The sequence below is a fragment of the Paenibacillus sp. FSL H3-0469 genome (genome assembly GCF_038051945.1).
Lineage (GTDB): Bacteria > Bacillota > Bacilli > Paenibacillales > Paenibacillaceae > Paenibacillus_AQ.
This window is the reverse complement of the sequence record NZ_CP150302.1, coordinates 4,286,142-4,312,930: the sequence shown is the minus strand read 5'-3', so window position 1 is coordinate 4,312,930 and position 26,789 is coordinate 4,286,142. Positions and strand designations below refer to the sequence as shown.

The 26,789-nt window shown below is 54.1% G+C and carries 26 protein-coding genes; 21 read left to right on the top strand and 5 right to left on the bottom strand.

Annotation, left to right across the window (positions count from 1 at the left end; genetic code table 11):
• Positions 1-8 precede the first annotated feature (8 nt).
• The 9 genes from NSS83_RS18910 to NSS83_RS18870 all read left to right on the top strand — a co-directional run bounded on the left by NSS83_RS18910 (position 9) and on the right by NSS83_RS18870 (position 9,344).
• Positions 9-1,151, top strand: coding sequence for a glycerol dehydrogenase (locus NSS83_RS18910; RefSeq protein ID WP_341183296.1), 1,143 nt, complete (start codon positions 9-11; stop codon positions 1,149-1,151).
• On the top strand, positions 1,148-2,908 hold the full coding sequence (dhaK, locus tag NSS83_RS18905) for a dihydroxyacetone kinase subunit DhaK (RefSeq protein WP_341346260.1): 1,761 nt from the start codon (positions 1,148-1,150) through the stop codon (positions 2,906-2,908). The genes NSS83_RS18910 and dhaK overlap by 4 nt, the downstream gene beginning before the upstream one ends.
• 160 nt (positions 2,909-3,068) lie before the next feature.
• On the top strand, positions 3,069-4,394 hold the full coding sequence (locus NSS83_RS18900) for an SMI1/KNR4 family protein (protein WP_341346259.1): 1,326 nt from the start codon (positions 3,069-3,071) through the stop codon (positions 4,392-4,394).
• A 69-nt stretch (positions 4,395-4,463) separates the two neighbouring features.
• Entirely contained in the window at positions 4,464-6,008 is a 1,545-nt protein-coding gene (locus tag NSS83_RS18895) for a class I adenylate-forming enzyme family protein (protein WP_341183299.1), read from the top strand.
• 13 nt (positions 6,009-6,021) lie between these two features.
• Entirely contained in the window at positions 6,022-6,921 is a 900-nt protein-coding gene (locus tag NSS83_RS18890) for an NAD(P)-dependent oxidoreductase (protein ID WP_341183300.1), read from the top strand.
• Positions 6,911-7,888 carry a phosphotransferase gene (locus NSS83_RS18885; protein WP_341183301.1) on the top strand — a complete coding sequence of 326 codons (978 nt, stop codon included), beginning with the start codon at positions 6,911-6,913 and terminating at the stop codon, positions 7,886-7,888. The genes NSS83_RS18890 and NSS83_RS18885 overlap by 11 nt, the downstream gene beginning before the upstream one ends.
• A 24-nt stretch (positions 7,889-7,912) precedes the next feature.
• A complete protein-coding gene (locus NSS83_RS18880; protein WP_341183302.1) occupies positions 7,913-8,464 on the top strand; it encodes a GNAT family N-acetyltransferase in 552 nt (183 codons plus the stop codon).
• A gap of 126 nt (positions 8,465-8,590) precedes the next feature.
• Positions 8,591-9,001: a collagen-like protein gene (locus NSS83_RS18875; protein WP_341346258.1), complete on the top strand. Its 411-nt coding sequence runs from the start codon at positions 8,591-8,593 to the stop codon at positions 8,999-9,001.
• A gap of 76 nt (positions 9,002-9,077) precedes the next feature.
• On the top strand, positions 9,078-9,344 hold the full coding sequence (locus tag NSS83_RS18870) for a hypothetical protein (RefSeq protein WP_341183304.1): 267 nt from the start codon (positions 9,078-9,080) through the stop codon (positions 9,342-9,344).
• 22 nt (positions 9,345-9,366) lie between these two features.
• Here the strand turns inward: NSS83_RS18870 and NSS83_RS18865 are convergent, their stop codons facing one another.
• Positions 9,367-10,800 (bottom strand): PLP-dependent aminotransferase family protein, encoded by a 1,434-nt coding sequence (locus NSS83_RS18865; protein ID WP_341185174.1) that lies wholly within the window; start codon positions 10,798-10,800, stop codon positions 9,367-9,369.
• A gap of 149 nt (positions 10,801-10,949) precedes the next feature.
• On the opposite strand from NSS83_RS18865, the gene NSS83_RS18860 reads away from it, so the two are divergent.
• From NSS83_RS18860 to NSS83_RS18850, 3 genes are all read left to right on the top strand, one after another.
• Positions 10,950-11,498 carry a pyridoxamine 5'-phosphate oxidase family protein gene (locus NSS83_RS18860; protein ID WP_341346257.1) on the top strand — a complete coding sequence of 183 codons (549 nt, stop codon included), beginning with the start codon at positions 10,950-10,952 and terminating at the stop codon, positions 11,496-11,498.
• Positions 11,499-11,979: 481 nt separating this feature from the next.
• Positions 11,980-13,188, top strand: a complete 1,209-nt coding sequence (locus NSS83_RS18855) for a hypothetical protein (protein WP_341346256.1) — start codon at positions 11,980-11,982, stop codon at positions 13,186-13,188.
• A 174-nt stretch (positions 13,189-13,362) separates the two neighbouring features.
• Complete coding sequence (locus NSS83_RS18850; RefSeq protein WP_341346255.1) at positions 13,363-14,886, top strand: malate:quinone oxidoreductase; 1,524 nt, start codon at positions 13,363-13,365, stop codon at positions 14,884-14,886.
• 120 nt (positions 14,887-15,006) lie between these two features.
• Here the strand turns inward: NSS83_RS18850 and NSS83_RS18845 are convergent, their stop codons facing one another.
• The gene (locus tag NSS83_RS18845) at positions 15,007-16,155 is read right to left on the bottom strand and encodes an MFS transporter (RefSeq protein ID WP_341183308.1); all 1,149 of its coding nucleotides are present in this window, start codon (positions 16,153-16,155) and stop codon (positions 15,007-15,009) included.
• 137 nt (positions 16,156-16,292) lie between these two features.
• Here NSS83_RS18845 and NSS83_RS18840 point away from each other — a divergent pair, with 137 nt between their 5' ends.
• The 4 genes from NSS83_RS18840 (at position 16,293) to NSS83_RS18825 (ending at position 19,699) form a co-directional block, all read left to right on the top strand.
• Entirely contained in the window at positions 16,293-17,183 is an 891-nt protein-coding gene (locus NSS83_RS18840) for a LysR family transcriptional regulator (RefSeq protein WP_341346254.1), read from the top strand.
• Positions 17,184-17,247: 64 nt separating this feature from the next.
• Positions 17,248-18,033, top strand: coding sequence for a MerR family transcriptional regulator (locus NSS83_RS18835; RefSeq protein ID WP_341346253.1), 786 nt, complete (start codon positions 17,248-17,250; stop codon positions 18,031-18,033).
• Positions 18,030-18,680, top strand: coding sequence for a GNAT family N-acetyltransferase (locus NSS83_RS18830; protein ID WP_341346252.1), 651 nt, complete (start codon positions 18,030-18,032; stop codon positions 18,678-18,680). The genes NSS83_RS18835 and NSS83_RS18830 overlap by 4 nt, the downstream gene beginning before the upstream one ends.
• Positions 18,677-19,699, top strand: coding sequence for a CocE/NonD family hydrolase (locus tag NSS83_RS18825; protein ID WP_341183312.1), 1,023 nt, complete (start codon positions 18,677-18,679; stop codon positions 19,697-19,699). The genes NSS83_RS18830 and NSS83_RS18825 overlap by 4 nt, the downstream gene beginning before the upstream one ends.
• A 24-nt stretch (positions 19,700-19,723) precedes the next feature.
• On the opposite strand, the gene NSS83_RS18820 is transcribed toward NSS83_RS18825, so the two are convergent.
• Positions 19,724-20,638 (bottom strand): YafY family protein, encoded by a 915-nt coding sequence (locus tag NSS83_RS18820; protein WP_341183313.1) that lies wholly within the window; start codon positions 20,636-20,638, stop codon positions 19,724-19,726.
• Between the two features lie 249 nt (positions 20,639-20,887).
• On the opposite strand from NSS83_RS18820, the gene NSS83_RS18815 reads away from it, so the two are divergent.
• The 4 genes from NSS83_RS18815 (at position 20,888) to NSS83_RS18800 (ending at position 24,093) form a co-directional block, all read left to right on the top strand.
• Positions 20,888-22,144: an acyltransferase gene (locus tag NSS83_RS18815; RefSeq protein WP_341183314.1), complete on the top strand. Its 1,257-nt coding sequence runs from the start codon at positions 20,888-20,890 to the stop codon at positions 22,142-22,144.
• 83 nt (positions 22,145-22,227) lie between these two features.
• A complete protein-coding gene (locus NSS83_RS18810) occupies positions 22,228-23,082 on the top strand; it encodes an ABC transporter ATP-binding protein (RefSeq protein WP_341183315.1) in 855 nt (284 codons plus the stop codon).
• Positions 23,075-23,731, top strand: coding sequence for an ABC-2 transporter permease (locus NSS83_RS18805; protein WP_341183316.1), 657 nt, complete (start codon positions 23,075-23,077; stop codon positions 23,729-23,731). Before NSS83_RS18810 ends, NSS83_RS18805 begins: the two co-directional genes overlap by 8 nt.
• Complete coding sequence (locus NSS83_RS18800) at positions 23,728-24,093, top strand: GntR family transcriptional regulator (protein ID WP_341183317.1); 366 nt, start codon at positions 23,728-23,730, stop codon at positions 24,091-24,093. The genes NSS83_RS18805 and NSS83_RS18800 overlap by 4 nt, the downstream gene beginning before the upstream one ends.
• Before the next feature lie 107 nt (positions 24,094-24,200).
• Here the strand turns inward: NSS83_RS18800 and NSS83_RS18795 are convergent, their stop codons facing one another.
• A complete protein-coding gene (locus tag NSS83_RS18795) occupies positions 24,201-24,857 on the bottom strand; it encodes a glycosyltransferase (protein ID WP_341346251.1) in 657 nt (218 codons plus the stop codon).
• Between the two features lie 63 nt (positions 24,858-24,920).
• On the bottom strand, positions 24,921-25,454 hold the full coding sequence (locus NSS83_RS18790; protein ID WP_341183319.1) for a TetR/AcrR family transcriptional regulator: 534 nt from the start codon (positions 25,452-25,454) through the stop codon (positions 24,921-24,923).
• 117 nt (positions 25,455-25,571) lie between these two features.
• Here NSS83_RS18790 and NSS83_RS18785 point away from each other — a divergent pair, with 117 nt between their 5' ends.
• Positions 25,572-26,615: an aldehyde reductase gene (locus tag NSS83_RS18785; protein WP_341346250.1), complete on the top strand. Its 1,044-nt coding sequence runs from the start codon at positions 25,572-25,574 to the stop codon at positions 26,613-26,615.
• The last annotated feature ends 174 nt before the right edge of the window (positions 26,616-26,789 follow it).

Here is a 26,789-nt window from a genome sequence, read left to right as displayed (position 1 = left end):
ATGAAGGAATGAGAAGAACCTTTATCAGCCCGGGTAAGTACACACAAGGTGAGGATGAGCTGCTTCAGTTGGGATACTTCGTCAGTACTTTCGGCACATCGGCCCTGCTGATTGCGCACCCCGATGATGTGAAGCGTGTACAAGCCAAGCTTGATGCCACCAGCAGTCAATTCGGCATTACTCTCGTGAAGGGGGATTTCCAGGGCGAATGCTCCCGGCAGGAGATTTCCAGACTACAGGAGCTGGCCCGTGAGCACAAGTGTGCTTGCACCATCGGTCTTGGCGGCGGCAAGGCCATCGACACGGCTAAATGTGTGGCAGAAGGCGAGGCGCTGATTATCGTGCCTACCATTGCGGCCACCGATGCACCCACCAGTCATTCCGCTGTGATTTACACTTCTGAAGGCGCTTTCGAGGATTATGCTTACTTCAAAGCCAGCCCATCGGTGGTGCTGATTGATACGACTGTTATTGCGCAGGCTCCTACCCGCTTCCTGGTATCCGGGATGGGCGATGCCCTCTCCACCTACTTCGAGGCCAGAGCTACTGCGGCATCCTATTCCAATGTCAATGCGGGGCTTCCTTGCGGAGTGCATGCAGGTGTGATTACGGAGGCCAAAGGCACCAAAGCCGCGCTGGCCCTTGCCCGCTTATGCTACGATACACTGCTGGAGGATGGCGCCAAGGCCAAGCTGGCTTGCGATCAGAACGTGGTGACACCGGCGCTGGAGAATATTATTGAAACGAACATCCTGCTGTCGGGGCTCGGGTTCGAGAGCAGCGGTCTGGCTGCCGCACATGCTATCCATAACGGTCTGACGGCGCTTGAAGGCACTCATCATTATTATCATGGCGAGAAGGTGGCCTTCAGCACGATTGCACAGCTCGTTCTGGAGAATGCGCAGCAGGCTGAGATCGATCAGGTGTTGTCCTTCTGCCACTCTGTCGGCCTTCCCGTATGTCTGGCCGATATTGGCGTCGCTTCCATCTCCCATGAGGAGCTGATGGAAGTGGCCCGCAAGGCGTGTATCCCGGAGGAGTCGATTCATTCGATGCCATTCCCGGTTACCGCTGAAGCGGTTGCCGCTGCCATTGCTGTTGCTGACAAGCTGGGTGAAGCCTTCAAGAAGAGCAAGGAGCAGCGCGTATGAAAAAGATAATCAACGACCCGTCGGATCTCGTCCGTGAGATGTGCAGCGGACTAGTGATGGCTTATCCGCAGCTGACCTTCGACAGCAAATACAAAATTATCTCCAGGTCTGCGCCCAATCCTGACAAGGTAACGCTGATCAGCGGCGGAGGTAGCGGCCATGAGCCGGCGCATGCCGGGCTGGTCGGACCGGGAATGCTCGATGCCGCAGTCTGCGGGGATGTCTTCGCCTCCCCGTCACAGATTCAGGTCTATCAGGCGATCCGCAACCATACCGGCCATAAGGGCGCGCTGCTGATCATCAAGAATTACAGCGGCGATATAATGAATTTCCAGAATGCGGCTTATCTGGCGGCTGAGGACGGCCTGGCTGTGGACTATGTGAAGGTTGAGGATGACATTGCAGTAGAAGACAGCCTGTATACTGTAGGGCGAAGAGGGGTAGCAGGCACGATTCTGGTGCATAAGGTTGCCGGGGCGGCTGCTGAGGCCGGACTGCCGCTCTCAGAGGTGAAGCAGGCCGCGCAGCATGCGGCAGAGCATGTGCGCAGTCTTGGTTTTGCTTTTACCTCATGCACGGTTCCGGCCAAGGGTACGCCTACCTTCCAGCTTCAGGAGGATGAGATGGAGTATGGGGTCGGCATTCATGGGGAGCCGGGCATCCGCAGAGAAAAGCTGCTGAGCGCCGATGAGCTGGCGGAACGTATGATCACTGCCCTGCTGGCCAGTCTGAACCTGGATCAGCCGGGCGGCGGAGAAGTGGTAGTGCTGGTCAACGGCTTCGGCGCAACCCCTCTGCAGGAGCTGTATCTGCTCAATCACTCTGTAATCCGCAGTCTGGGAGAACGGGGAATCATCATCCGCCAATCGCTTGTAGGCAACTATATGACAAGCATAGATATGGCCGGCGCTTCCATCAGCCTGATGAAGCTGGATGATGAGCTGCGCAGATGGCTTGCTGAGCCTTGCGATACTCCGGCGCTCCGGTTAACGGGTAAGCTTGGACCGGTGCAATATGTCAGCCCTCTTCCGCAGCAGGAGTCTCAGGCAGAGGTGAGCCTGACGGCAGAGACTGATCCGGGCTTCGCCATCCTCCATGATGAGCGGTTGCGGCTTACGAACATCATCTATCTGGTGGATAAGATGAGTGAGATTATTATCGCGAATGAGACTCCCTTCTGTGAGCTGGATGCCCATGCCGGTGATGGAGATTTCGGGATGAGTGTCGCCAAGGGCTTCAAGCAATTGAAGCGGGAATGGAAGGAGCTTGTGCAGCATCACGCTACGGATATCGGCAGCTTCCTTCAGGCCTGCTCGCTGATTATTATGGAGCATTGCGGCGGAGCTTCCGGTCCAATCTGGGGTTCAGCCTTCCGCTCAGCAGGCAAATATGCCACAGGCCGGACCTCGCTGAATACGCTGGAGATGGCCGGAATGCTGGAAGCAGCGGTTCAGGGCATTCAGGCTACCGGCGAACGCTCCTTCGGACGGGGGGCAGTCGTGGGAGATAAGACGCTGATCGATGCGCTGATTCCTTGTGCCGAAGCCTGGAAGAGCAGTGCGGAGCAGAAGCTGTCCTTGAAGGAGGCTTTCGCCAAGGCGGCCGAAGCGGCTGTCACTGGGGCGGAACGTACGAAATCCATCGTTGCGCGGATGGGCCGGGCCGGGACGGTAGGTGAGCGCAGCATCGGCTACCCGGATGCTGGCGCATTTGCCCTGGGGGTTATTTTCACAGAGCTGTCTAACGCTGTCCAGTAAGTGTTGAATCGTTATAAGCCCGCCTGTCATAGTATCGTGACGGCGGGCTTATTCTTGTCTAGTGAACGAGGAACCTGAAATATATGCAGGGTGTGATATGATGGAAGACAATCGGCCAGGCCATTATGTGACATTCTTTGAATATGCAGGAGGGATCATCATGGAGTTAGAGAAGCAGACAGCGCAGCTTGAGCGGATCAAGACGAAGCTGGGGCAGGCTCTGTGCAAGGATGCGGAGTTCGCAGAATTCGGGGCCTCATCGCATCAATACAAGCTGAAAGAGAAGCTTCCGGCAGAGGAGCTGGCGGATTGGGAGGCCCGTTACGGGGTCCAGCTTCCTGAGCCTTTTGCCGGGTTCCTGATAGAGATCGGCAACGGCGGGGCTGGACCGTATTACGGAATCTATCCGCTTGATCAGGCAACCTCTTATACCGAGCTTCCTGCTCTCCAGGGGCGGGCGGCACTTCATCCGGGGATGACCGCAGAGGAATGGAATCTCCTGACGGAGCCGCTGACGGGCGAGCGGGACATCCCGGATGAAGAATACGAGAAGGCCAGAAACAAGGCGCTTGGCGGAATGCTGTGTATCGGCACCCAGGGCTGCGATTATGAGATGTATCTGGTGCTGGAAGGGAAGCATCGGGGAAGGATTGTGTATACTTCGGATTTTTATCCCGATCACCCGTTCTTCTTCGTCTATGAGGACAACTTCCTGGACTGGTACGAGCGTTGGCTGGATGAGATTATTATGGATTATCACAACCCATGGTTTGGCACCCGGCTGCCGGGTGACGAGAATACGCTCATTCAGTTGTATCGGACCACCCCTGACGGGAAGCTGCAGGTCAAGGCGCTGGAGGCTATGTTCAAGTTCAAGCGAATCGCCCCGACCACCCTGGAATTCCTTAACAATGTGGCTGAGCAAAGCCCCCGGGATTCCAAGACAGCCATCTCGCTGCTCTGCAAAACAACTTTTGCGGCGGGCAGGCCCTATCTGCTGAAGCTGTTGCAGTCGGATGACGCGGAGGGAGTGCTGCACGCCTTAATCATTCTGAATACTCACGGCAAGAATCAGGACCGGACCGAATTTATTCCGCTGATCCGGCAGAGGCTTGAGCACGTTGACGACGCAGAAACCCTGCGTTATGCAGGTTATATCCTCAAAGACTGCGATGCTGTAAGCTTCAGCGACTTCGCACCCTTCCTGTGCCATGCCAGCCTGGATATGCAGACGGCTGCGGTCTATGCCGTGAGAGATTGCCGGAACAAGCAGGAGAACGGGGAGATCATTGGACAAATGTTCCGCAGTGGTGGTACAGAGGTGGTGCGCAGCACCATTTCATATTGGGACGTTATTATTCCGCATGAGAAGCTGCTGCCTTACTATAAGGCGGTCTGGCCGGAATACAAACGGAATCCTAATTTCAGGGAAAAGTTCGCTGCTTGCCTGCGGGAACTGCACTTGCCGGACGATTATTTCGGCTGAGAAGTCTTTAGGCACGAACTGATCATGAAATGAACAATTGTTAAAATTGTTGTTAGGGAGAGTATACGCATGCTTCTTTCAGAAATATTGCCTCATGTGGCCCGGTTACAGCCAGATCGCTATGCTACAAAGTATAGAAATGAGTATCTGACCTATCAACAATTACTGCATCAGGTAAGCTGTGTGGCGGGAGGGCTGAAGGACTTGGGAGTAGGTCCCGGTGAACGGGTGGCGCTTGCAGCTGATCCTTGCCCATATCTTGTGATTGCAGAATGTGCCGTAATTGCTATAGGAGCCATTCCAGTTACGGTTTCTCCAGGTTTGACTCCTGCAGAGATGCATCAGATCCTTGAAGATGCTGCCCCAACAGCTATAGTGTACGATGCGGATTATCCTAGAATAACCTCTTCTCTTTCAGCGCCCAGTGTAGCTTTTACCATCTCGTTTGAGCCGGTCAACGGCGGCCTGTCCTTAGAGAATTTAATAGCGGTGTCCTCTCCACTAACAGAATGGTATATAGCAGAGCCGGATGATGTCGCTCTTCTTATTTATACCGGGGGTACAACGGGACGCTCCAAGGGAGTGATGCACTCCCATCGTGCGATCAGAAAGTGGGCTTTCATGAACCCTGCAAGGGGCGGAGGGCATAATCCGGCCAAGAAATCGCTTGTTCCTAATCAAGCCCATCTTACCGGCCAATTTATCCTTTGGACAACTCTTTTTGAAGGGGGCTGTCTCATTTATCCGGATTCTTATCCGCTGCAGGTTAACGAAGTCATAGACATTATTGAGCGCGAGCAGATCAGATTTCTGGGAACAGTCGGACTTCTGTTCAGGGATATCACTGCCTTGGCAGGCAACCATTCCAGAGAAGTCGGGTCCGTGGCAGGCATATCCTGCGGAGGTGCTCCTATCAGTGGGAAGACCTTGCATGAAGCGCTTGAAGTATTCCCTAACGCGCAGGTATCCGAGGTGTATTCACAGACGGAGAGCGGCCAATTTATCAGCTTCTTATCCGTGCAGGAGTGTCTTGCAGAAGGGAAGCTGCATCGGCTGCAATCGGTCGGAAATCCATCCCATATGGAACGCTGGGGCCAGAAGCCTTTTGAGATTCGTATAGTCAATGACTCAGGGCAAGAAGTAGAGCAAGGAGACATTGGCGAGATCCTATGCCGAAGTGAACAGATTATGCTTGGCTACTGGAACAACCCGGGAGAGACAGGCAAGACCATCCGAAATGGGTGGCTCTATACGGGGGATCTTGGCAGACTGGATGAAGACGGCTATTTATACATTGTAGACCGCAAGAAAGACATGATTATAGTAGGAGCTTCTAATGTCTACTGCGTTGAAGTGGAGCAGGTAATAAGCGCACACCCCTCTATTCTTGAGGCTGCTGTTATAGGAACACCCTTGCCGGATGAAGGCGAAGAAGTCACAGCAGTAGTTGTACTTAAGCATATGCAGACACTCGCTCTAGAGGACTTGCAACAATTCTGCGGTCAATCGATAGCTGAATATAAGCTGCCTACCCGATTAGTGATTACTCACTCACTATTCAGGACATCCGTAGGCAAAATAGATAAGAAGGCGATAAAAAATAGTATTTACTAAAAGGAGGTTCTCCATGAGACTTCGAGATAAAGTCGTTCTCGTTACAGGTGTTACGGGCACAGCAGGAGATAAGATTGCAAAAAGATGCCTCAGCGAGGGAGCGGAGGTCAAGGGACTTATCCGAAATAAGGACCAGATCGCACTATGTGAAAAGCTAGGCATTACACCCGTCATCGGAGACTTGACCGATAGAGCGGCCATGAAGGACGCACTTCAAAATGTGAACGTTATCATTCACGCTGCGGCGTATCTGGGGGAGGACCAGGGGATTGCCGAGGCATCCAATATCCAGGGGGTCCAGAGTCTGGCCCACGGCGCTGTATCTGCGGGAGTGGAGCGCTTCGTGCATATTTCTACGGTATCGGTCTATGGTCATTTTGATGGAGAGGTGGAGCTGGATGAGGCCAGCAGTCTTGCCTTCGGCCACGGGGAGGTCTACATTTCAACCAAGTGTGAATCGGAACGGATTGTACAGGCTGCAATGGCTGACGGGCTGCCAAGTGTGATCCTACGTCCTGGAGTGATCTGCTCCGATTCCAACTCGCACTGGGGCGACAGACTGATTACTAAGCTTGCTGATTGCGGAGAAGTGGACTGGATTCATCCGGAGGACTTAACGCCCTGGGTGCACGCGGACAACCTGGCTGAGATGTGTGTACTGGCAGCGACGCAGCCTGCGGCTGTGAATCAGTGCTATAACGCCATTGACGGAAATTATCCGGAGAAAGATTTTACGATGCGGATCGGTCTTGCCTTGAACAAGAAGTTCATTATACCGGGCGGAGACCCTATAAGAACGGCATATACTTGCGACAAAATAAAAAACGAGCTGGGCTACAGCCCGGTCAAAACGTTCGAGGAGACCGTTGTCCGGCTGGAGCAGCAAGCTAGGGGAGAGCTAAATGTATCCTAAACCGAAGGCCATGCGTTCCGTTCTAGATCCAAAGTATCTGGAATACTGTCTGAGTTCTCTGTATGACCTTGGAGATTGGAAGGATTGCCTGTTCTGGTTACGCGGCCTGAACGATACTTACAGAATCCGTACCGGCACAGGCACATATATTCTTCGGATCTACCGCCAATCGATAGCTGAAAGTGATGTTGTCTATGAATTGTCCCTCTTGACACAGCTGGAACACCAACTGAGCGCAGTACATACAAAGGTTTCCGTTCCCCTCCCTCAAAAGAACAGCAGTTTATATACGGTCATCGATGCGCCGGAGGGCCCGAGAGCTGCCGTGATTTACAGTTATCTGACAGGCACGGAGAACGTGCTGCATGATGAGGAATCATGTGCTTCCTTCGGAAAATCCGCTGCTGAATTGCATGCTGCCATGGACAGGGTCTCCTTAGATTTGCCTAGACCGGATCTGGATACCCGCGCTCTGATCTCCCGGCCGCTGGACCGTATTGTGGATTATCTCGGTGAGGGACACCGCTCAGCTGCGTACCTGCGAGAGTTCGCCGGTGCATTAACGGAGCGGATCAACGCTGCTAGTCCGGGCCTGGACTGGGGGATCTGCCACGGAGATTTGCACGGGAATAACAATGCCTTCCAGGAAGGCGATACGTTCACGCATTATGATTTTGAATGGGCGGCTCCGGGTTGGCGGGCCTACGACTTGGCCCAGGTCCGGCACAGAAAACGTCTGCCGCACGAGAAGAAGGAACCGCTGTGGCAGGCATTAATGTCGGGTTACCGCTCGGTCAGAGACTTTTCCGAACAAGATGAATCTGCAATTGATCTGTTTATGATGGCCCGCCGGTTGTGGGTGATGGGACTGGATGTCGAGTTCATTAGTGACAGCGGTGCGCTGGATTATACGGAAGACTGGCTGGAGGAGTTCATTGATGAGTTCCGCTCTTACGATATAGTCTGATGATCCATGAGGAGGAGGAAGACGATGTACACCATCTATAAGCATTGTCCAATATTTAAAAATGAACAGATCACCCTGCGGCCGGTGCAAGAGGAAGATATTGCAGGTCTGCTTAACTGTTACGCAGATCAGAAGGCGGTACCCTTTTTTAACTCGGATAATTGCAACGGCGATACGTTTTACTATCCAACAGCGGAGCGGATGAAGCAGGCGCTTGATTTCTGGCGGTACAGCTATGACGCGGAGCAGTTTGTCCGCATGACGATCATCTGGAATCCTACTGACGAGATCATCGGAAGTGTGGAGATGTTTAACCGCGGGGAGGCTCCCGGCTATGGGGTGCATGGCGTGTTGCGCATAGATCTGATGAGCGTTTATGAGCAGGAAGGGGTGCTGAGCGCTGTCCTGGAGCTGGTGCAGGAGCATTTCTACTATGAATTCGGTGTGGAATGGATCATGACCAAAGCTATCGACGCTGCGGTAGAGCGCAGGACTGTTCTTACAGGGCAGGGGTATATTCCGCTCAAGGAGTTCGAGTTATCGGATTATTATGGCCGTGTCAAAATGGAGCTATAGTGCCGGTTACCCTCGGCTAGGCAGGAGGCAGTTAAAAGCCCATAGCAGCTGGGCATCCGCCCAGGCATCTTCTCCGCGAATGCATATGATGATTATGCCTAATGAAGCGAGAGAGGAGCAATAGATATGGGATTTATACCAGTGCCGGGAGGCGGCGGAGGATTTCCGGGGATACCGGGATTTCCGGGTGGACCAGGCTTGCCGGGAGGGCCGGGGACTCCAGGGATTCCAGGCGGAGGGCCCGGAGGATTTCCGGGAACGCCCGGGGGTGCGCCGGGAGGAGTAGCAGCACCGACAGCGCCACCGCCGCAATTCGTACCGCAAGCACCGGCGGTTACGGCTTATGCGGTTGACCCCGGCGGCATCAGAGGCTGCCTGTTCCACAATACGTATATCTGGCTGAATAACGGGGAGCAATTCTGGTTCTATCCGGTATTTGTGGGCCGGAATTCGATTGCCGGCTTCCGGTGGAACGGCTTCTTCTGGGGATACTTCGGAATTGATCTGAACCGGGTTAGCTCGTTCACCTGCTTCTAGCCTGGCTGCATCTCCCTGTTTGGCATACCATGACTTGGTTAAGTATAGATCAAGATCACGGACAGGGAGGTGTACTATGGGCAACCTGTGGATGGCATTTGTCTATCCCGGCAGCTTCTTAAGTCTGCTCGGGGTAGTGTTACTGATTATGGGTTATCAGCGGCGGCGCACAGGCCGGCGTACCCGTCTGGAGAGTGTGGCCCAGCCGGGTCGGCCGGCACCGGGGGGACCCGGCACCGCATCGTTTCAGCGAGAGGTACGGTATTCGCTGATGGGCGGCATTCTGCTGGGACTGGGATTGCTTCTGTTCGTTGCACTGGGTATTACTTCACTGTTCAGCTAGGACAAGCCCTGAATTAGCACGCTTATAAGAGCAGCCCGGCCAGCCGGTGAATCCCCTGCTCAATCAAGGCCTCATCCACCTTGGCGAACCCCAGCACCCAGCCCTTCCTGCGGCTTTTAAGGCAGTAATGGGCAAGCGGGTATACCCGAATTCCCTGCTCCAGCGCTAACCGGGTCACGGCTTCCTCGTTGTAGTCCGGCTCCGCCTCAAGGAAGACATGCAGCCCCGTCTCTGCTCCGCTCAGGGTGAACCGTTCGCCTAGACCGCTTGCGGTTATCGCTTTGGTGATGGCTTCATGTCTCCGGCGGTAGACATTGCGGACTCTGCGCATATGGCGCATGAAATGCCCCTTCTGGATGAAGTGGGTCAAGGTGAGCTGGTCCATCACCGGAAGGTGGCGGTAGGTCAGCTCCTGTACACGCGCCAACTGGGCAATGGCCCGGGCCGGGCCGACAATCGCCGAGATGCGGATGGCCGGGGCGATCATTTTGGAGAAGCTCATCATATACAGGGTATTATTCGGCGCCTGGCTATAGAGCGTGGGCAACGGGTCGCCGCGGTAGCGGAATTCACTGTCATAGCCGTCTTCTATAATCCATAGCTGCTCCTGAACGGTCTGGTGCAGCAATTGCTGCCTGCGCGGCTCTGACATCACGGAGCCTATGGCGCACTGGTGCGATGGAGTTACGAACACCAGCCGCGATTCCGGGTGGATCTGGTCAACCACAAGACCATGCCCGTCTACCGGGACAGGGGCTACGTGCATCTGCCGGTAATTCATCGCCATCCAGGCCGCAGGGAAGCCGGGATCTTCCACAGAGACGGTATCGCCTTCTGTGAGAAGGGATTGGGCAATCAGATCAAGACTGTGCTGTGCGCCTGAGGTCAACAGAATCTGATCGGTCTCAATCCGTATCCCCCGCTCAAGCAGCAAATAACGCTGGATTTGCTCCCTAAGCGGCAGGAGACCATAGGGATTGCCGTAGGACCAGTCGGATACGTCCATTGCGGCGGAGGCGTGAAGCAGCGATTGCCGCCAGTGGTTCTGGAAGGTTCTATCCACATAAGGCTCGTGGGGGGTGAAATCGATCTCCACCGCCTGAGGCTGATGGCCTCCGAACCAGTCCTGCAGCTGATCTACCGCTGAGTTCAGCAGGGGAAGGGAAGGAGGAACGGGTCCTTCCGGCACCGACTCCTCTTGAGGCGCTTCAATGGCCGGGTTCCAGTCGCTTACCCGTGTTCCGCCCCGCCGGGAGGTGACGGTATACCCTCTGCTGAGCAGCTCCTCGTAGACGAGCTGCACCGTGGAGCGGGAGACTCCAAGCTGCTCGGCGAGCACGCGTGAAGGGAGCAGCAGCTCGCCCGGCGCCCAGATGCCTTGTGTAATATTATGAATGGCCTGATTCAGCAATTGCTGCCAGATCGGGGCCTTGTCGTTACGGTTGACGAACATTATAACGCATCCCTCCTAGTCGTAGGGTAGGTTCCGTTTTTTCGTTATGGATTGCTCGGAACCGTCTTCTTTGGATATTTTAGCACAGTCCATTAGTTGATATACTACCAAATAACGTATACGCGGAGGACGCGGGAAGGAGAGGGTTCGATATGAATCCGGTTCGTTACAAGGTTAGGGAATGCAAGGATGAGGCGAGGATTGAACAGTTTTTAATGCAGGCGAGAATTGGGTTTCTGGGATTAGCGGATGGGAATCGTCCCTACGTTGTGCCGCTGAATTATGTATGGATGGACAGAAAACTGTATTTTCACGGGGCCGGGGATGGAAGACGCAATCAGGTGATGAGTGAGAATTCAGAGGTATGCTTCACGGTCTGTGAGGAATATGGGACGATTACGAACCCCGTGCCCGCCAAGACCGATACCGCCTATATGAGCGTGATGGTCTTCGGGCAGGCTGAGCCGGTGACGGATCTGGATGAGGCTACGCAGGTCTTGCAGGAGATGATGAACAAATATGTGCCCGGGTACTATAACCGGCCGTTATCCAAACAGCATGTCGATAAATACCGTTCGGCTGTGTACGGCGGGCCGGTGCAGGTATGCCGGATCACTCCCCAGCATCTGACAGCCAAAGAGAATCCGGTTGAAGCAGAGAGTATGTACAAGCCAGGGACGAATGAAGTGCAGAGTATGTAGGGACTGCACTCCAACTGAAGAGGGAATGAGCGCTTGGGCCGGTAACGGCCCGGGCTTGTTCGCGTTATGGCAAGGGCGAATGTATGCGGAAAACCGAACACAATGTGCGGGGAGGGGAATGTGCTGGGGCGGATGTAATCGGAAAACCGATTACAATGGGCCTCCAGGGGGGCATGGACGGAAATATAATCGGAAAACCGATTACAATGGGCCGCCAGGGGGGGCATGAACGGAAATGTAATCGGAAAACCGATTACAATGCGCCGCGAGGGGAGCATGAACGGAAATGGATGCGAAAAACCGATTACAATGGGCCGGGTGGGGGCTTACGGACCAAATGTAAGCGAGGATAGAGGGCCGGGAAATTTGCTGTGAACCCCACGATGTCGTATGGTTGAGTTAGAATAGCAAACAAAGGTAGTATAGAGAATATTAGTAGTATTAAGAAAACAGGTAGGTTCGAGCAGAAAGGATGAAGCAAATGTCCACAGATAACCAAGCTCTTCCCCCGGCTCCGATTACAGAACCCGGAAGGTATGTCCTTGATCTGACGGGGCCCGGCAGCCACACGCTTGACCGCAAGCCCGGTATGGGCAGCTTATCGATCGGCCCCAGGGAGTCGAAGCCACCGGCAGAGGTGCTGGTCGCTGCCGATGAGCGCATCAACTGGTCCGTCTTCGAGCCGTTCGCCACACCCGCAGGCTCCCCCTGGCCGCGATATCTGAGCTATACCGGCGGTGATGCGGGGTTCCTGGAATGGGCGGAACGGCGGCCTATTGAGAATCTAAGCTGGACCCCGGTGCTGCCGGAGGCTGCTTCGCTGGACGGTAGCCGGGCGAACATCTATACCCTGGGCATCAAACTGGGACCTCTGGCAAATGGACAGCTGAGCCTGGTTCTGCCGGAGAAGCTGTACAACCTGAGCTTGTCCGGCGATCTGACCCGCTTCTCGGTTTCCGGTCATCTGCCGACTACTCTGGCCTTAGTACCGAATATGAGCCGGCGCAGGAGCGATGCGCCGTACCGGCTGCCGGATCTGGGGGAGCTGCAGGGTGTGACTCACCTGACGCTGAATAGCCCGCCCTTGGGCCAGCCCATCTCGCTGGACGGCCTGGAGCAATTCCCGAACCTGGAGTCGCTCAGCCTGTGGGGAAGCTTCTGCGATCTGGAGGCGCTTGCCTGCCTGACGGGGCTGACCAGCCTGGAGCTCCGTTTCATGCCGGAGTTGGAAGGCCTGCCTTCCCTGGATACATGGCCGCTGCTGGACCGGTTCATCGCCTACAATGTCGAGGAGGCCGTAGGCAAACGTCTGCGGCAGCAGATGAAGGCGCGCGCCAAGGTCCGCCCTTGGGATGATTATGCCTCCATAAGCCAGCTCAGGAAGCCGGAGTGGTGGCAGAGCGAATACGGCCGCCCGTTCGCGGCCTGGCCGAAGCGTCTGGCCAAGCTGGCGAACGAAGCCTATGATACTGCGCAAGCAGCTATGGCGGAGGCCCGCACTCTTGAAGAGGCGGAAGCAGCCATTACCGCCTTCACCCTGCGCTTCAATTCACTGAAGGGCATCGAGACTACCGAGAGGGAAGACCTTGGCGAAGCTGTATGGCAGCTCAGCCAGTCAGAGCACCAGATCGGGCAGCCTATAACAGAGGAAGTGGCGCAGGGCTGGTTCGATGCGGCCCGTGATTATTAATTAAAAAGTTTATAAAAATTAAGATAAATCTTAAAATTTAGTTTCATTAGTGATAAACTAGGATCAGGATTGATCCAAACGGTGTGTGACTTGGTCCGCGCTGGCTTGCTATGGCGCCTAAGCAGGAGTGCCTGCATCCTTCCTGCAAATCGTAGGGTAGAAGGACGGTATAATATGAGCAACCAACAAACAAAAGCAGACGTTATTTTAATTGGTGCTGGAATCATGAGTGCAACACTTGGTTCACTGTTAAAGGAATTAGTACCGGATTGGCAAATAACCGTGTTTGAGCGGCGTGCGGGTGCCGGGGAGGAGAGCTCAGGAGAATGGAACAATGCGGGAACGGGGCATTCTTCACTCTGCGAGCTTAACTATACTACAGAGCAGCCGGACGGATCGATTGACATCAGCAAGGCGATTAAGGTGAACGAGGAATTTCAGTTCTCCAAGCAATTCTGGTCCTATCTGGTGAGCCAGAAACGAATACACAATCCGCAGGATTTCATTGTACCTGTGCCGCATATGAGCTTTGTGGAAGGACAGAAGGACGTTGCATTTTTACAAAAGCGATTTGAAGCGCTTTCAAATAGTCCGCTGTTTCAAGGCATGGAATTCTCCGATGATCCTAGGCGGCTGATGGAATGGATTCCGCTGATGATGAAGAACCGGAAGCTGGACCAGCCGATAGCGGCGACCAAAATCGATTCGGGAACGGATGTGAATTTCGGCGCTCTGACCCGCATGCTGTTCAACCACTTACAGAGCAATAACACCGATATTAGATATAATCATCAGGTGGATGATCTGAAGCGCGCGCAGGACGGCTCCTGGGAGCTGAAGGTGAAGAATCTCGCCAGCGGCGTAACAGAGCGTCATAACGCCAAGTTCGTCTTCATCGGCGGCGGGGGAGGAAGCCTGCATCTGCTGCAGAAATCCGGTATTCCGGAAGGCAAAAAGATTGGCGGATTCCCGGTAAGCGGACTGTTCATGGTCTGCAAGAAGCCGGAGATTGTAGCCCAGCATCATGCCAAGGTGTATGGTAAGGCTGCGGTGGGTGCACCTCCGATGTCTGTTCCGCATCTGGATACCCGGGTGATCGATAAGCAGGAATCCCTGTTCTTCGGGCCGTTTGCCGGCTTCTCGCCCAAGTTCCTGAAATACGGCTCCATGTTCGATCTGATTACCTCGGTCAAGCCGGATAATCTGGTTACGATGCTTGCAGCAGGAGCGAAGAATCTGTCATTGACCAAATATCTGATCGGGCAGGTCATGCTGTCCAAAGAACAGCGCATGGAAGCGCTGCGGGAGTTCATCCCGGATGCGAAAAGCGAGGATTGGGAGCTGGTGGTAGCGGGCCAGCGGGTGCAGATTATTAAGGATACAGCAGCCGGCAAAGGCATGCTTCAATTCGGAACGGAAGTCATCAGCAGCGCGGACGGCTCCATCGCCGCATTGCTGGGAGCCTCTCCAGGGGCGTCCACGGCCGTCTCTGTCATGCTGGAGGTCATCACCAAGTGCTTCCCGCAGCAGATCAAGGCCTGGGAGCCGAAGATCAAGCAGATGATTCCTGCCTACGGCATGTCCCTGTCCGCTAACCCGAAGCTATTGAATGACATTCATGCTTCCGCAGCGCACACGCTGGGCCTGACGAATGGAACAGATGGGCATGAGCCGCCAGCCGCGGTCAATCATCTGTAGCAATAGAGTAAGTGCGGCTGATCACCAGCCAGCTCTTCTATACATGCAAAGAGGCCATCCCTGGGGATAGCCTCTTTGTCTTGCTGTGTTCATCTCCCGGCCTGAGTACTTCAAGTGCGATCAAGCCTTCTGAGTCTTGAACAGCCGGACGGCCAGAATCAGAGCTACCGCTACAGCGGCGAGGCCCGCCCAGTTCAGGTGGAGCACAGAGGTACGGCTGATCACATAGCCGCCTAAGCCCGATCCCAGCGCGAATCCGAACTGGATGAAGGAGGTGTTTACGCTCAGGGCCATATCCGGGTTCCGGGGAACCAGGGTGACCAGCAGAAGCTGCTGCGCAGGGGAGATGCTCCAGGTGCCCAGCATGAAGAGCATCAGGATCAGGAGAAGGACGATCACCGGAACGCCCGTTAGTGCGAACAGGAGGAGTGTGGCTGCTTGTAACAGAAGTCCTGCGATAATGGTGAACTTCGATCCTCTAGAATCGGCCAATTGCCCGCCTAACTTGGAGCCCATGAAGCTGCAGACGCCCGCCAGGAAGAGCACCCCGCTGATTTCGGTGACAGACAGAGAGGATGCGGCCTGCAGGTAAGGGGTAATATAAGTGAAGAGTGTAGCGTAACCCCCTACATACAATAAGCTGATCGCCAGAGCGGTAACAATTCTGGAATCCTTAAGCACAGAGAGCTGCATCTTCAGGGTGACGGCTTCTTTTTCTTTTATGGCAGGGACCTTGGCTGAGATGATGCACAGCGGAATAAGGCTGAGCCCCCCGACGATGATGAACAGAGCCCTCCACCCAAAGTATCCGCTGAAAAAAGTGCCGGCCGGTACGCCCAGAACCAGCGAGCTGCTGAGTCCCATCAGAATAATGCCAATCGCATTGCCTCTCCGCTCCCTCTCCACGAGCCTTGTAGCTACAGCCATGGCGACTACAGTAGCTATGCCCCCGCTTGCCCCTTGGATAACTCTAACTCCTAGCATAGCTTCATAAGGCAACTTCAGCAGCATCAGCCCGTTGCTGGCAATGAACACGCCGAGGGCGGTCAGCAGCAGCTTTTTGCGGTCCATATTAATGGTCAATGCAATGAGCACCGGTGCAATAATGGCTGCGGACAGCGCAAATACGGTCACCAGCAGCCCCACTTCGGAGGTGGATACGCCAAGATCTGCGGCAATCATCTCAATCACACCGGTAATAATATATTCAATCGTCCCGATCAGAAAAACGGCAAGTGCCAGAATATATATCGTCAATCTGTTATTCAATTTTCTCCCACTCCTTGTACATTCATAACGGAATCGGCCGCCGTTCTTGTCATCACTCTACGATGCTGCTAAGGTTAAGTCAAAGAAACGTTTCTGAACGAAACGTTCATTTTTTTTGAACGAAGGAGTGACATCGAATGGAATTGCGCCAACTTAAAACCTTCTATACGCTGGCTTCCACGCTTAATTTCGCCCGAGCCGCCGAAGCGCAGAACTATGTTCCCTCAACGGTTACGATGCAAATGAAGGCCCTGGAGGAAGAATTGGGGGTGAAGCTGGTAGACCGGCTCGGCAAAAATGTGACGTTAACCGATACCGGCAAAACGTTCCTGCGTTATGCAGACAACATCCTGTGTATGGTGGAGGAGGCGCAGCATGCCCTCAAGCAGCCCGGTGAGCTGACAGGCACCATCGTAATCAGTGCAGATGAGACGTTATGCACTTACAGACTTCCCGCTGTGCTGCACCGGTTCCGCCAGCTTCATCCCGGAGTCCGGCTGATCTTCCTGCCGCTCGTGAGTCCGAGTCTCAGGCAGAGCCTGCGGGACGGGGATGTCGATGTGATCTTCATGCTGGATGAAGTGAAGAGCGAGAGCGGATTTTGCGGAGAAAAAATAACAGACGAGCGCTTCTGCCTCCTGGCTGCTCCCGATCATCCGCTGGCATCGCGTCCGGCGCTGGCTATCCAGGATTTTCACGGCGAGACCTTCCTGCTGACAGAGCAGGGGTGCTCCTACCGCAGCTTCTTCGAGCGCAGCCTATCCCAGAAGGGGATGGCGGGTATCACGGAGCTGGAGTTTCATAGTGCAGAGGCAATCAAACAATGCGCGAAGCTGGGGATGGGCATCGCCATCCTGCCTGAAATGGCCGTAAGCGAAGAATTGCAGCGGGGGGAGCTGATCTCTCTGCCGTGGGATTTGACCGCAGTATCTTTTGCAACTCAGATGTTCTGGCATGAGGAGAAGTGGCTCTCCCCGGCTATTGAGGCTTTTATCCGTCTGGCCCGGGATCTCGAGTCCTTCCCTTGACCTTAGGTCAGACCTAGGGTGTATCGTAGAGATATTCCAAGCCGCAGCCCGGGGAGTGATTAGGATGAGAAATGAAATAACGATTAGTGAACTGGCCAAGCTGATGAATGTATCGGTCCATCAGATCCGGTATTTTGAAGAGAAGGGTGTTCTGCAGCCTGCGTATACCGGTGAGAATCAGTACAGAATGTACAGTATGGATCAAGTGTATCAGCTCGCGCACATCCTGCTGCTCCGCAAGCTTGAAGTGCCTGTTCAGTCGATTAACGAATGTATGAGCTATAGTCCGGAGCAGCATCGCGGGCTGCTGGAGCACTCTCTCGGAGGGATCGAACAGGAGCTGAAGCGTCTTCAGAAGCTGCGGCAGTTCATCCGCAAAATGCTGGAGGAGGAGCAGAGCTACAGCTCGCAGGCGGAGCCCTTTCAGAGGGTGTTGCAGCCTGAAGTCCATCTCACCGAGCTGATGAAGCTGGATTCGCACAGTCAGCTTAGTGCGGCGCTGCTGGCGCAGCAGGCGGCAGGGATACCGGATCTGTTCGAATCGGATATTTATTATGTGGCAGATGAACAGGAGGCCGTGACCTTGTATCTGGAGATGCAGGCTCCGGGCGATCTGACTCTTCCGGCCGGGGATTATCTGATCCGCCAATGTGTGATTCAGGAGGAGGAGCTTGAAGAACAGTGTGACCATTTCTTGACCTATGCGGCTGCACAAGCGATTCCGCTGGCGGGGCCCCTGGTGGTAATTGAGCGGTCGTATCTGTCACTGTTCGCTCCGGGCAAGCTGCACTATGAACTGAAAGCATTGATCCAACCGGGAGTGATTGAGGAAGGGGCGGGATCGGTATGAGCCTTGCACCGATTACGATAGAGCCGATGCAACCCCGGTATAACCGGCCGGTAAGCCAGTTGCTGGCCCAGGCGTTCCAAGCCAAGTTCCACAGACGGCTGCACCTCAGCGGGAATGTGCTGGCTAAGGGTCTGGAGACGCTTCTCGACTATGCTCCGGCCGGACCGTTCGCCCCCAGAAGCGTCGCCTTGCAGCAGGGAGAGGTGATTGGCAGCATCGGGATGAAATATAAGTCTGCGGAGGATCAGCTGGTAAGGGGTAAGCGGCTGGCCCCGTTACCGGCTGTATTCCCTCTGCTAAGGAGACGCGGCATGGTCCGGCTGCTGGCTGGTCTGGCGACACTTGAACATTACCCCGAGGCCGGCGAGTGTTATATTACCGACCTGGCAGTTCATCCGGCCCACCACAGCAAGGGCGTAGGCCGGCAACTGCTCGGATGGGCCGGGGAAGTTGTGGCTGCCGACCCTGGCCTGGACCGCCTCAGCCTGCACGTTGCGGCCAGCAATCCGCGGGCCAGACAGCTCTATGAGCGGCTGTCCTTCCAGACAAGTGTTCGTCAGAACAGGCAGCTTCTGTATTTAGTATTGGGCGAACGGGCATGGGAATACATGGTCCTGATTCAAAAAGGGGGACAGATAGAGCAATGATGAGGAACAAGAAGATCTGGATTTACCTATGTGTTGCGGTACTTCTGCTGGTTGGCGGGGCAGGAATCTATGTCGTGCAGCAGAACCGTTTTGAGATGGTGGAGCAGGCCATCCAGATAGAGTCCCCTGAAGGCAAGCTGACCGGGACGCTGGTGCTGCCTAAGGAATCTTCTGCAACTTCCGGCAAGTTGGGATTAGTTCTGTTCATTCACGGGGACGGGCCGATTAACGCTTCGCATGATGACGGCTACAAGCCGCTGTGGGAGCAGTTAGCCAGCCTGGGTTATGCGTCCTTATCTCTTGATAAAAGAGGGATCGGCGGTTCCGCAGGCAATTGGTTGGACCAGAGCATCGACGACCGGGTAGAGGAGGCGCGTGAAGCGATTGCCTGGGCCCGGAAGCAGCCGGGTATTGACCCGGACCGGATCGGGGTGTGGGGTGCGAGCCAGGCCGGATGGGTAATTCCCAAGCTGGCCGGGAAGGAACCGCTCGCCTTCAGCATTCTGGTCTCCCCGGCCGTCAACTGGCTGCGCCAGGGTGCCTATCATACCCGGCAGCAGATGCTGCAGGAAGGGAAATCGGAGGCGGAAATCGCAGCTGAAGAGGCGGCTAACAACGAGGTTCGGCAGCTATTGGCGCGAAAGGCGAGCTATGAAGACTATCTGGCTGCGGTGCGGGAGGATGACCCGATGACGAGGGAGCGGTGGACTTTTGTCAGCAAGAATTACCAGTCGGATGCCGAGCAGGATCTTAAGCAGTTCCGCTCGCCGGTACTCTTGCTGCTGGGCCAGCAGGATATTCATGTCGACTGGCAGGAGACGGAGCAGGTGTACCGCAAGATGATCTTGCCGGGGCTGCTGAGCGTCGCTGTCTTCCCGGAGGCAGAGCATTCCATGCTGAGCAAGAAGACGGCGGATTCCAGCTTCCGGGCGCTCATGATCAGTCTGTTCGCCCCGCGGCACATCACCGTGCCGGGCTATATGAATCAGATTGAGGACTTCCTGAAGGAGCTGAATTAAGAGCACGTTCTCTTCGCGCAGTAATTACTGCGTATACCGGCTCATCATTTCCAGCAGATACTTACGGAATTCTTCACGGTATGCCTTCGGCTCCATAATCTCCAGTTGAGTGCCGAAGCCGGCCAGGAATTGATATCCGACCGGGTGCTGCGGAATGTGGAACGTAGCCAGCAGTTGTTCCGCGTTATAGACTTCGATGCTCTTGCGGCCATACCGTTCAATGAATTGATCTTTGACCGAAGGTGAGATCAGTGCCTTCACTTCGGTTAACTGTGGCGGAACTTCAGCCTTCCGTGCCTGATTCAGCATGTCCGCTCTGGGGCTGAAGGTCTGTCCCTTCCGCTTCAGCTGCTCCATCCGGGAGAGCTTGAACATCCGCTCGCCCATCCGCTCCAGGCAGAAGCCCTTCAGATACCAGCTCGATTCACTGAAATGAAGCTGATAAGGCTCCACCGTCCGTGTCGTAGGAGAACCTGTTCTATCGGTATAGTCAAAAGAGAGCAGCCAGCTCCCGGCGATGGCCTCCTGACATAGCTTCATGGCTCCGGCAAGCTCCGCGCGTCCCTCCCAGCCATAGAAGGACAGCTGAACCGACCCCTTGGAAGCGAGCGGGCTAACCATCGCTTCTATTTTTCGAATCGTCATGGCTACATCCTCGCTAAGCAGAATTTGCCCCAGCCCGCCGAGCGCAGCCAGTATATTCTCCAGGTCGGAGCTGCTCAGCAGCCGCTTGTCCATCTTGTATTCTTCCATAATGCCGTAGCCGCCCTGCACGCCGGGTGTGGCGTATATAGGAATGTGCGCCAGACTGAGCGTCTCCATATCGCGGAGAATCGTCCGTTTGGACACGCCGAATAATTGGGCGAACTCTGAGCTGGGCACAATGTCTTTTTTGAGCAGAATCATGATGATGGTAATCAGCCGTTCGACCTTGTCCATCCGCTTCCCTCTTTCTTGAGTTAAATATGAAATGGTGACATCTATCCGTCACCTATCGTGTATTATACTCCATTTATCTTACAAATAATTAGCAATAATGGGATAGAAAACCCGGCTTGCAAAATTTTATGCGTTGGCGCCCTGAATCGTTGAAGGATTTGGCCTGGATATATGGAAAGATAGGAGTACCTGAGACCGGTCTGCGCCATATATTCAGGAATTCACTCATGAAAAGAGGAAGTTGAGCTGATGCCAACGATTCGCCTGGGCAATACCCGGCTAACAGGAGCGGATGGCGTTCGTGCGATCGCCTGCCTGTCAGTCATCCTGCATCACTTATCGCAAAAGCTGATGCCGCCCGCACAAAAGCCCTGGGTGCAGGAGCTGCAATCCGTGCTGTTGCTTGGGAATAGCGGGGTCAGTCTGTTTTTTCTGTTAAGCGGTTTCCTGCTGTCGTTTCCCTTCTGGAGTGCGTATCTCGATAACGGGCCGTATCCGAGCCTGCGGACGTACACCCTGCGCCGTGCCGCAAGAATTATGCCCGGCTTCTATGTATCCATGCTGGTGTGTCTGCTCCTGACCTGGAGGCTGGATATTCCGATGGAGTACTTGGGGCAGCGAATTGCCACAGCGTTCACCTTCACATCAGGCTTCCACTACACCACGTTCTTCCCCTCCGACTTGAACGGACCGCTCTGGTCCATCAGCTTCGAGGTCTTCTGCTATCTGCTGATGCCACTCTTCATGGCAGTGTTATTCATGCTCGGCAAGCGGCATTCCTTCGGTAAGGCGATCCTGTTCTGGGTCGCCGTATTTGGGCTGGTGCTTGCTGCCAATGCCCTCATTCATCATTGGTTTACTCCAAGCGAGCAGGGCCGGGGCTGGGACTACGGCCAAGTCGGCGGCGCAAAATTCTGGATGCCGAATTACAATCCGGTTGGCTTCTTCGGCCACTTCATCATCGGCATTCTGGCCGCAGGCATCACGAATGCCATGCTCCAGCGCCGTACCAAAGTGGAACGGCTCAGCAGGCTGGGCGTGTTCGATGCCGCCACAGTGCTTGCTCTGGGTCTGGCCGGGTTCCTGATCTGGCGGATGCGCCACGCAGGCGAATTCGACTTCAGTCTCCAGCAGCAGCCGTATCTGTTCCCGGTCTATGCCCTATTGTTCGGCATCGTGCTGTTTACCGCACCGTTCAGCCGGGTGGCCGGGCGTGTGTTGGATAACCGCTTTTTCAGGTTTACGGCCAAGGTGTCATTCGGCCTGTACATATGGCACTACCTGTTCATTACCTTGATCGAGAAGTACGGGCTTCAGGATTTCCATTTTGCCGGAGTCAGGGATGTGTGGCGCTGGCTGGGCATCAGTCTCACCGTTGTAGCCATTTCTTACGCAGCGGCGACTCTCTCGTATTATCTCATCGAGCAGCCGTTCATTAACTGGTCCAAGGGCAAGCCGTTTTTCCGGCGCAAGCCGAAGGAGAAGCCTGCGGAGGCGGCAGCCTAATCTTCACTGAACCGTTGACTTTGTGAAATCTCCATGATACATTGTGTATACACGGAATACACAATTTGTTGAGGGGGTTAGTTATGCTGGCTTTGGATGTTAGACACTTGAATAAGAAATATTCGAATTTTCAGCTCAAAGACGTATCTTTTCAACTGGAGCAGGGATATATTATGGGCTTCATCGGCGTGAACGGCGCCGGCAAAACAACGACGATCAAATCCATTCTAAATATGATTCAGATGGACAGCGGCGAGATCCATATTCTGGGTAAGAATATCGCGGAGCATGAGATGGAACTGAAGCAGGACATCGGCTGCGCCTTCGGCGATATTAACTTCTACACCCGCAGCCGGATCAAGACGCTGACGGGAATCACGAAGAAGTTCTATAAGAACTGGAATGATGACACATATTACAAGTATCTGAGCCGGTTTAAGCTGGACGAGAACAAGAAGATCGCTGAGCTGTCCACCGGCATGAAGGTTAAGTACAGCCTGACTCTCGCTCTGTCGCATGGCGCCAAGCTGCTCATTCTGGATGAGCCGACCAGCGGACTCGATCCGGTCTCCCGGGATGATCTGCTCGATATTTTCCAGGAGCTTATTGTCAGCGGGGAGCTTAGCATTCTGTTCTCCACCCATATTACCTCCGACCTGGAACGCTGTGCCGACTACATCACCTTCATTGAACAAGGGCAGATTGTGGCAAGTAGCGAGAAAAATGAGTTCAAGGAATCCTACCGCCTGATTAGCGGGAGCGAGGCTGACCTGAGCAGGGTGAAGGACCGCCTGATTTCTTACAAAACCAACTCCTTCGGCTTCAACGGATTGATCCATACCCGGGATATTGATTCCGCTTGGACACTTAACACGGCCATCCCGACTCTGGATGACATCATGATCTACTTTGCCAAAAAGGAGGGTGTATATGTATAATCTGGTGCTGAAGGATTTGAAGTTAGGCGTTAATCCCTGGTTCTTTGTCTTGCCCTTCCTGATGGGCGGCCTTATGCTGATTCCCGGCTGGCTCTATTTCCTGGTACCGCTGTACTTCTGCTTCATCACGGTACCGAACATTTTCGGCGGCTTCAAAAGCCAGAATGATCTGATGTTCAGCACCATAATGCCTGTGACCAAGAGCGATATTGTGAAGTCCAGAGTCACTGTACTTGTCATTCTGGAGCTGATGCATCTGCTGGTCGCCATGATTGCCAGTATATTTACCTTTCAGCTATACCCGAAGATGCAATATTTCTTCTTTGCGCCGCATATGGGCTTCTGGGGTATGTGCTTCATTATGATGGCGCTTTTCAATCTCATCTTCATTCCGATATACTATAAGTCAGCTTATAAGTATGGTCTAGCAACCACGGCATCGACCGTTGCAGCCGTCCTGTTCGCTGCTGCGGTCCAGTGGGCTGGTATCCAGAATGCTTGGCTGCATAGCCTGTTCTACGGCTCCGGGCTGGACCGGACAGGGCTGCAGCTCTCCATTCTGGCCGGCGGCGTCCTGATCTTCATTGCCTGTAACCTGCTGGCCTACCGGATTGCGGTGAAGAGATTCCTGAAAGTGGAGATTCTATGAATGTAACGATATCCAGCACCTCCGAGAAGCCGATCTATCAGCAGCTGCATGAACAGATCAGCGCGCAGATTCTCCAGGGGGAGCTGGAGAGCGGCTACTGTCTGCCGCCGATCCGCCAGGCTGCGCTGGAGCTTGGTGTCAGCGTCATCACGGTCAAGAAGGCCTGGGAGGAGCTGGAGCGGAGCGGGCTGATCAACACGGTAACCGGCAAAGGCTGCTTTGTCGCCGAATTCTCACCGGATGAGATGTTGCGGATACGTAATGAGATGGTCTTGAAGCAGATGGAGAGCGACATTCAGTATTATAAGTCCTTCGGCCTTACCCTTGATGAAGTGACCGCGCTGCTGGGCAAGATCTACTAAAGCGCGGAGAGATTAAACGTAGAAACAGGCTTTTCACGATCCCTAGGGGGAGGGTGAAAAGCCTGTTTGTATGTCTGCTAGGTTCGTCCGCCTACGGGACGGTCCGTCTATTTTCCCTTAAATTGCTCCGGGAACTGCTTCACAATGCCTTCGGTCAGCAGGTCGGCAAAATGAATCATGTGGACCTCGTTTTTATCGGTGGCAGCAATGGAAGCGGCATAGTCTCCTTTGAGGATATCGAGCACGATGTCCGTCACGAGCTGAAGATGCTCGTACAGCATATCCTGCACCTGCTTCACGGACCAGTTCGGGTTCAGCCCGTTCAGGAACTGGGCAATCTCATCGGCGTTCCGGTGCCAGTCCGTCTGGAGCTTCTGCACCTCTCCCGCATTGCCCTTCTGGGCAGCCGCGACAATCTGTCCGGCGATCTGAATATGCTCCTTGAGCAGTCCGGACAGCTTGTTGCCGTTCGCCTCCCCATAATAAGGCTTGAAGACATTACCGATATCCTCCTGATTCTTTAGCAGCCGTGCCAATACGTCCTTCTGATCCGGGTTATTGTAGAGGGCGCTGACAATATAGTTGTGCGTCCATATGGTGTGGTCGATCCACACCTGCTGCATCTCGCTTCTCAGCCGCACCACTTGCGGGCTTATGCAGGCAGCTTCCTTCTTTGCGGCCGCGAACGCCTGTACCGGAACCGCAGCTTGGGCCAGACTGAAGACGAGCCCCAGAGTAAACACCGTTAACCATAGCTTTTTCACAATCAACTGCTCCTTTGTATGGGATGCGCGAATCTGCGTTATTATGGCTAGAATGGATGATAATTATTTGTGAAAAAGCCGGATAAGCGCGGATATCTCCTCCAGGGTCTCTTGCTGGCCATTCCTGATCCACATGATCCAGATCTCAAATACGCCGGCGCTCATGAAATGAATCCAATACTCCCGCCTTGCCCCGGTCCAGTCTGGAAACGGAATCAGCTCATCGTAGAACTGTGCAATATGGTGCTTGAAGATCTGATACAGCAGCCCTGTGAAATTGCCTTCAATCGCCAGGCGGAAATCAGCGGAGAAGGTTTGGAAAAAGCGGGTCAGATCCGTTATCTTTTGCTCGTGATTCGGTTTGTGGGCGATTTTATAGAAGATATCGGCAAACTTAGGCTCATAGTATCCGGTCACGACCTGCTCAAGGCTGTCATAATTCCGGTAGAAGGCCATCCGGCTGACCCCGGCTTTTTTGACAAGCTCCGAGATGGTCACCTCTGACATTTTTTTCGTCCGCAGCAGCTCCAGCAGGGCAATCGTGATCCATTCCCGGGTGTCTTTTTTGATCAATTGTGCATGATCGGTGGCTGCCATTACAGTTCCTCCATTCTGTCACACATGCCTGTTAACGGCTTGATAGCGATAAGGTCCAGCCTTATTATAGGGTAAAACACGTTACAAGTGTAACGTCTACCGGAGGAGATATTGATTATGGGAGAGCATAACAAGCCTGTAGTGCTGGTGACTGGAGGCTCAGGATTCATCGCTGTGCATATTATTGTGCAATTACTGGAGAAGGATTATCGTGTTCGGGCTACTCTGCGGTCTATGGGCAGACAGGATGAAGTGAAGGCCATGGTGTTGGCGGGCGGCGGGGCTAATATAAAGGACTTGTCGTTTATAGAGGCTGATCTGACTTCGGATAAAAACTGGAATCAGGTGGTGAAGGGGGCGGATTACGTGATTCATGTAGCTTCTCCAACGCCTAATCGGATATATAAAGACGAGAATGAAATGATTCAGCCGGCGCGTGAGGGGGTTCTGCGGGTGCTAAGAGCAGCGCGCGAGGCCGGGGTCAAACGTGTGGTCCTAACCTCTGCCTTCGGAGCCATTGGAGTGGGACATAAGCAGCATGCAGGCTCTTATACTGAAGAGGACTGGTCCAATACAGACGCGAACATCCATCCCTATCAAAAATCCAAGACCCTCGCTGAACAGGCAGCCTGGGAGTTTATCCGCCATGAAGGCAAAGGGCTGGAGCTGTCTGCAGTCAATCCCGTCGGTGTGATGGGACCCATTCTGGGCAAGGATTACTCTCACTCTAATGAGATTGTCCGCAACATGCTGGAGGGCAAGCTGAAGTCGGTCCCCAAGATCTATTCCGATTATGTGGATGTCCGGGACGTAGCCGCACTGCATATTCTGGCTATGGTGCGGCCCGAAGCCAGCGGGGAACGGTTCATCGCTTCCAGCGCTGAGAATCTCTCTACGCTGGAGGTAGCCCGGATTCTGCAGAAGCACCTGGGGCAGGACGCAGAACAAGTGCCTACGAGGGAAATGCCCAATCTGCTTGTCCGCGCCGCGGCGCTGTTCAATCCCAAGCTAAGAATGATAGCTACTCTTCTGGGCCAGGATATGTCAACGAGTAATCAGAAGGCCAAACGTCTTCTGGGATGGAACCCGCGCCCGGCAGAGGAGGCTATTATAGCTACTGGGAGAAGTATGATAGACATTATTAAAGAGAAGATAAAATGACAAAAGTGACCATTCCGATGACAGAAAAGGAGACGGGGTGGTCAATCCTCAAATTTAACCCTCAGTTGACAGAATTCTCCCATCTTCTTTAAGTGGGGGATGAATGGAAACGGTCTAATCTACATGGATTCTTACCGCCTAAGATGCTATAATCAAAGTATTCAGTCGTATCTT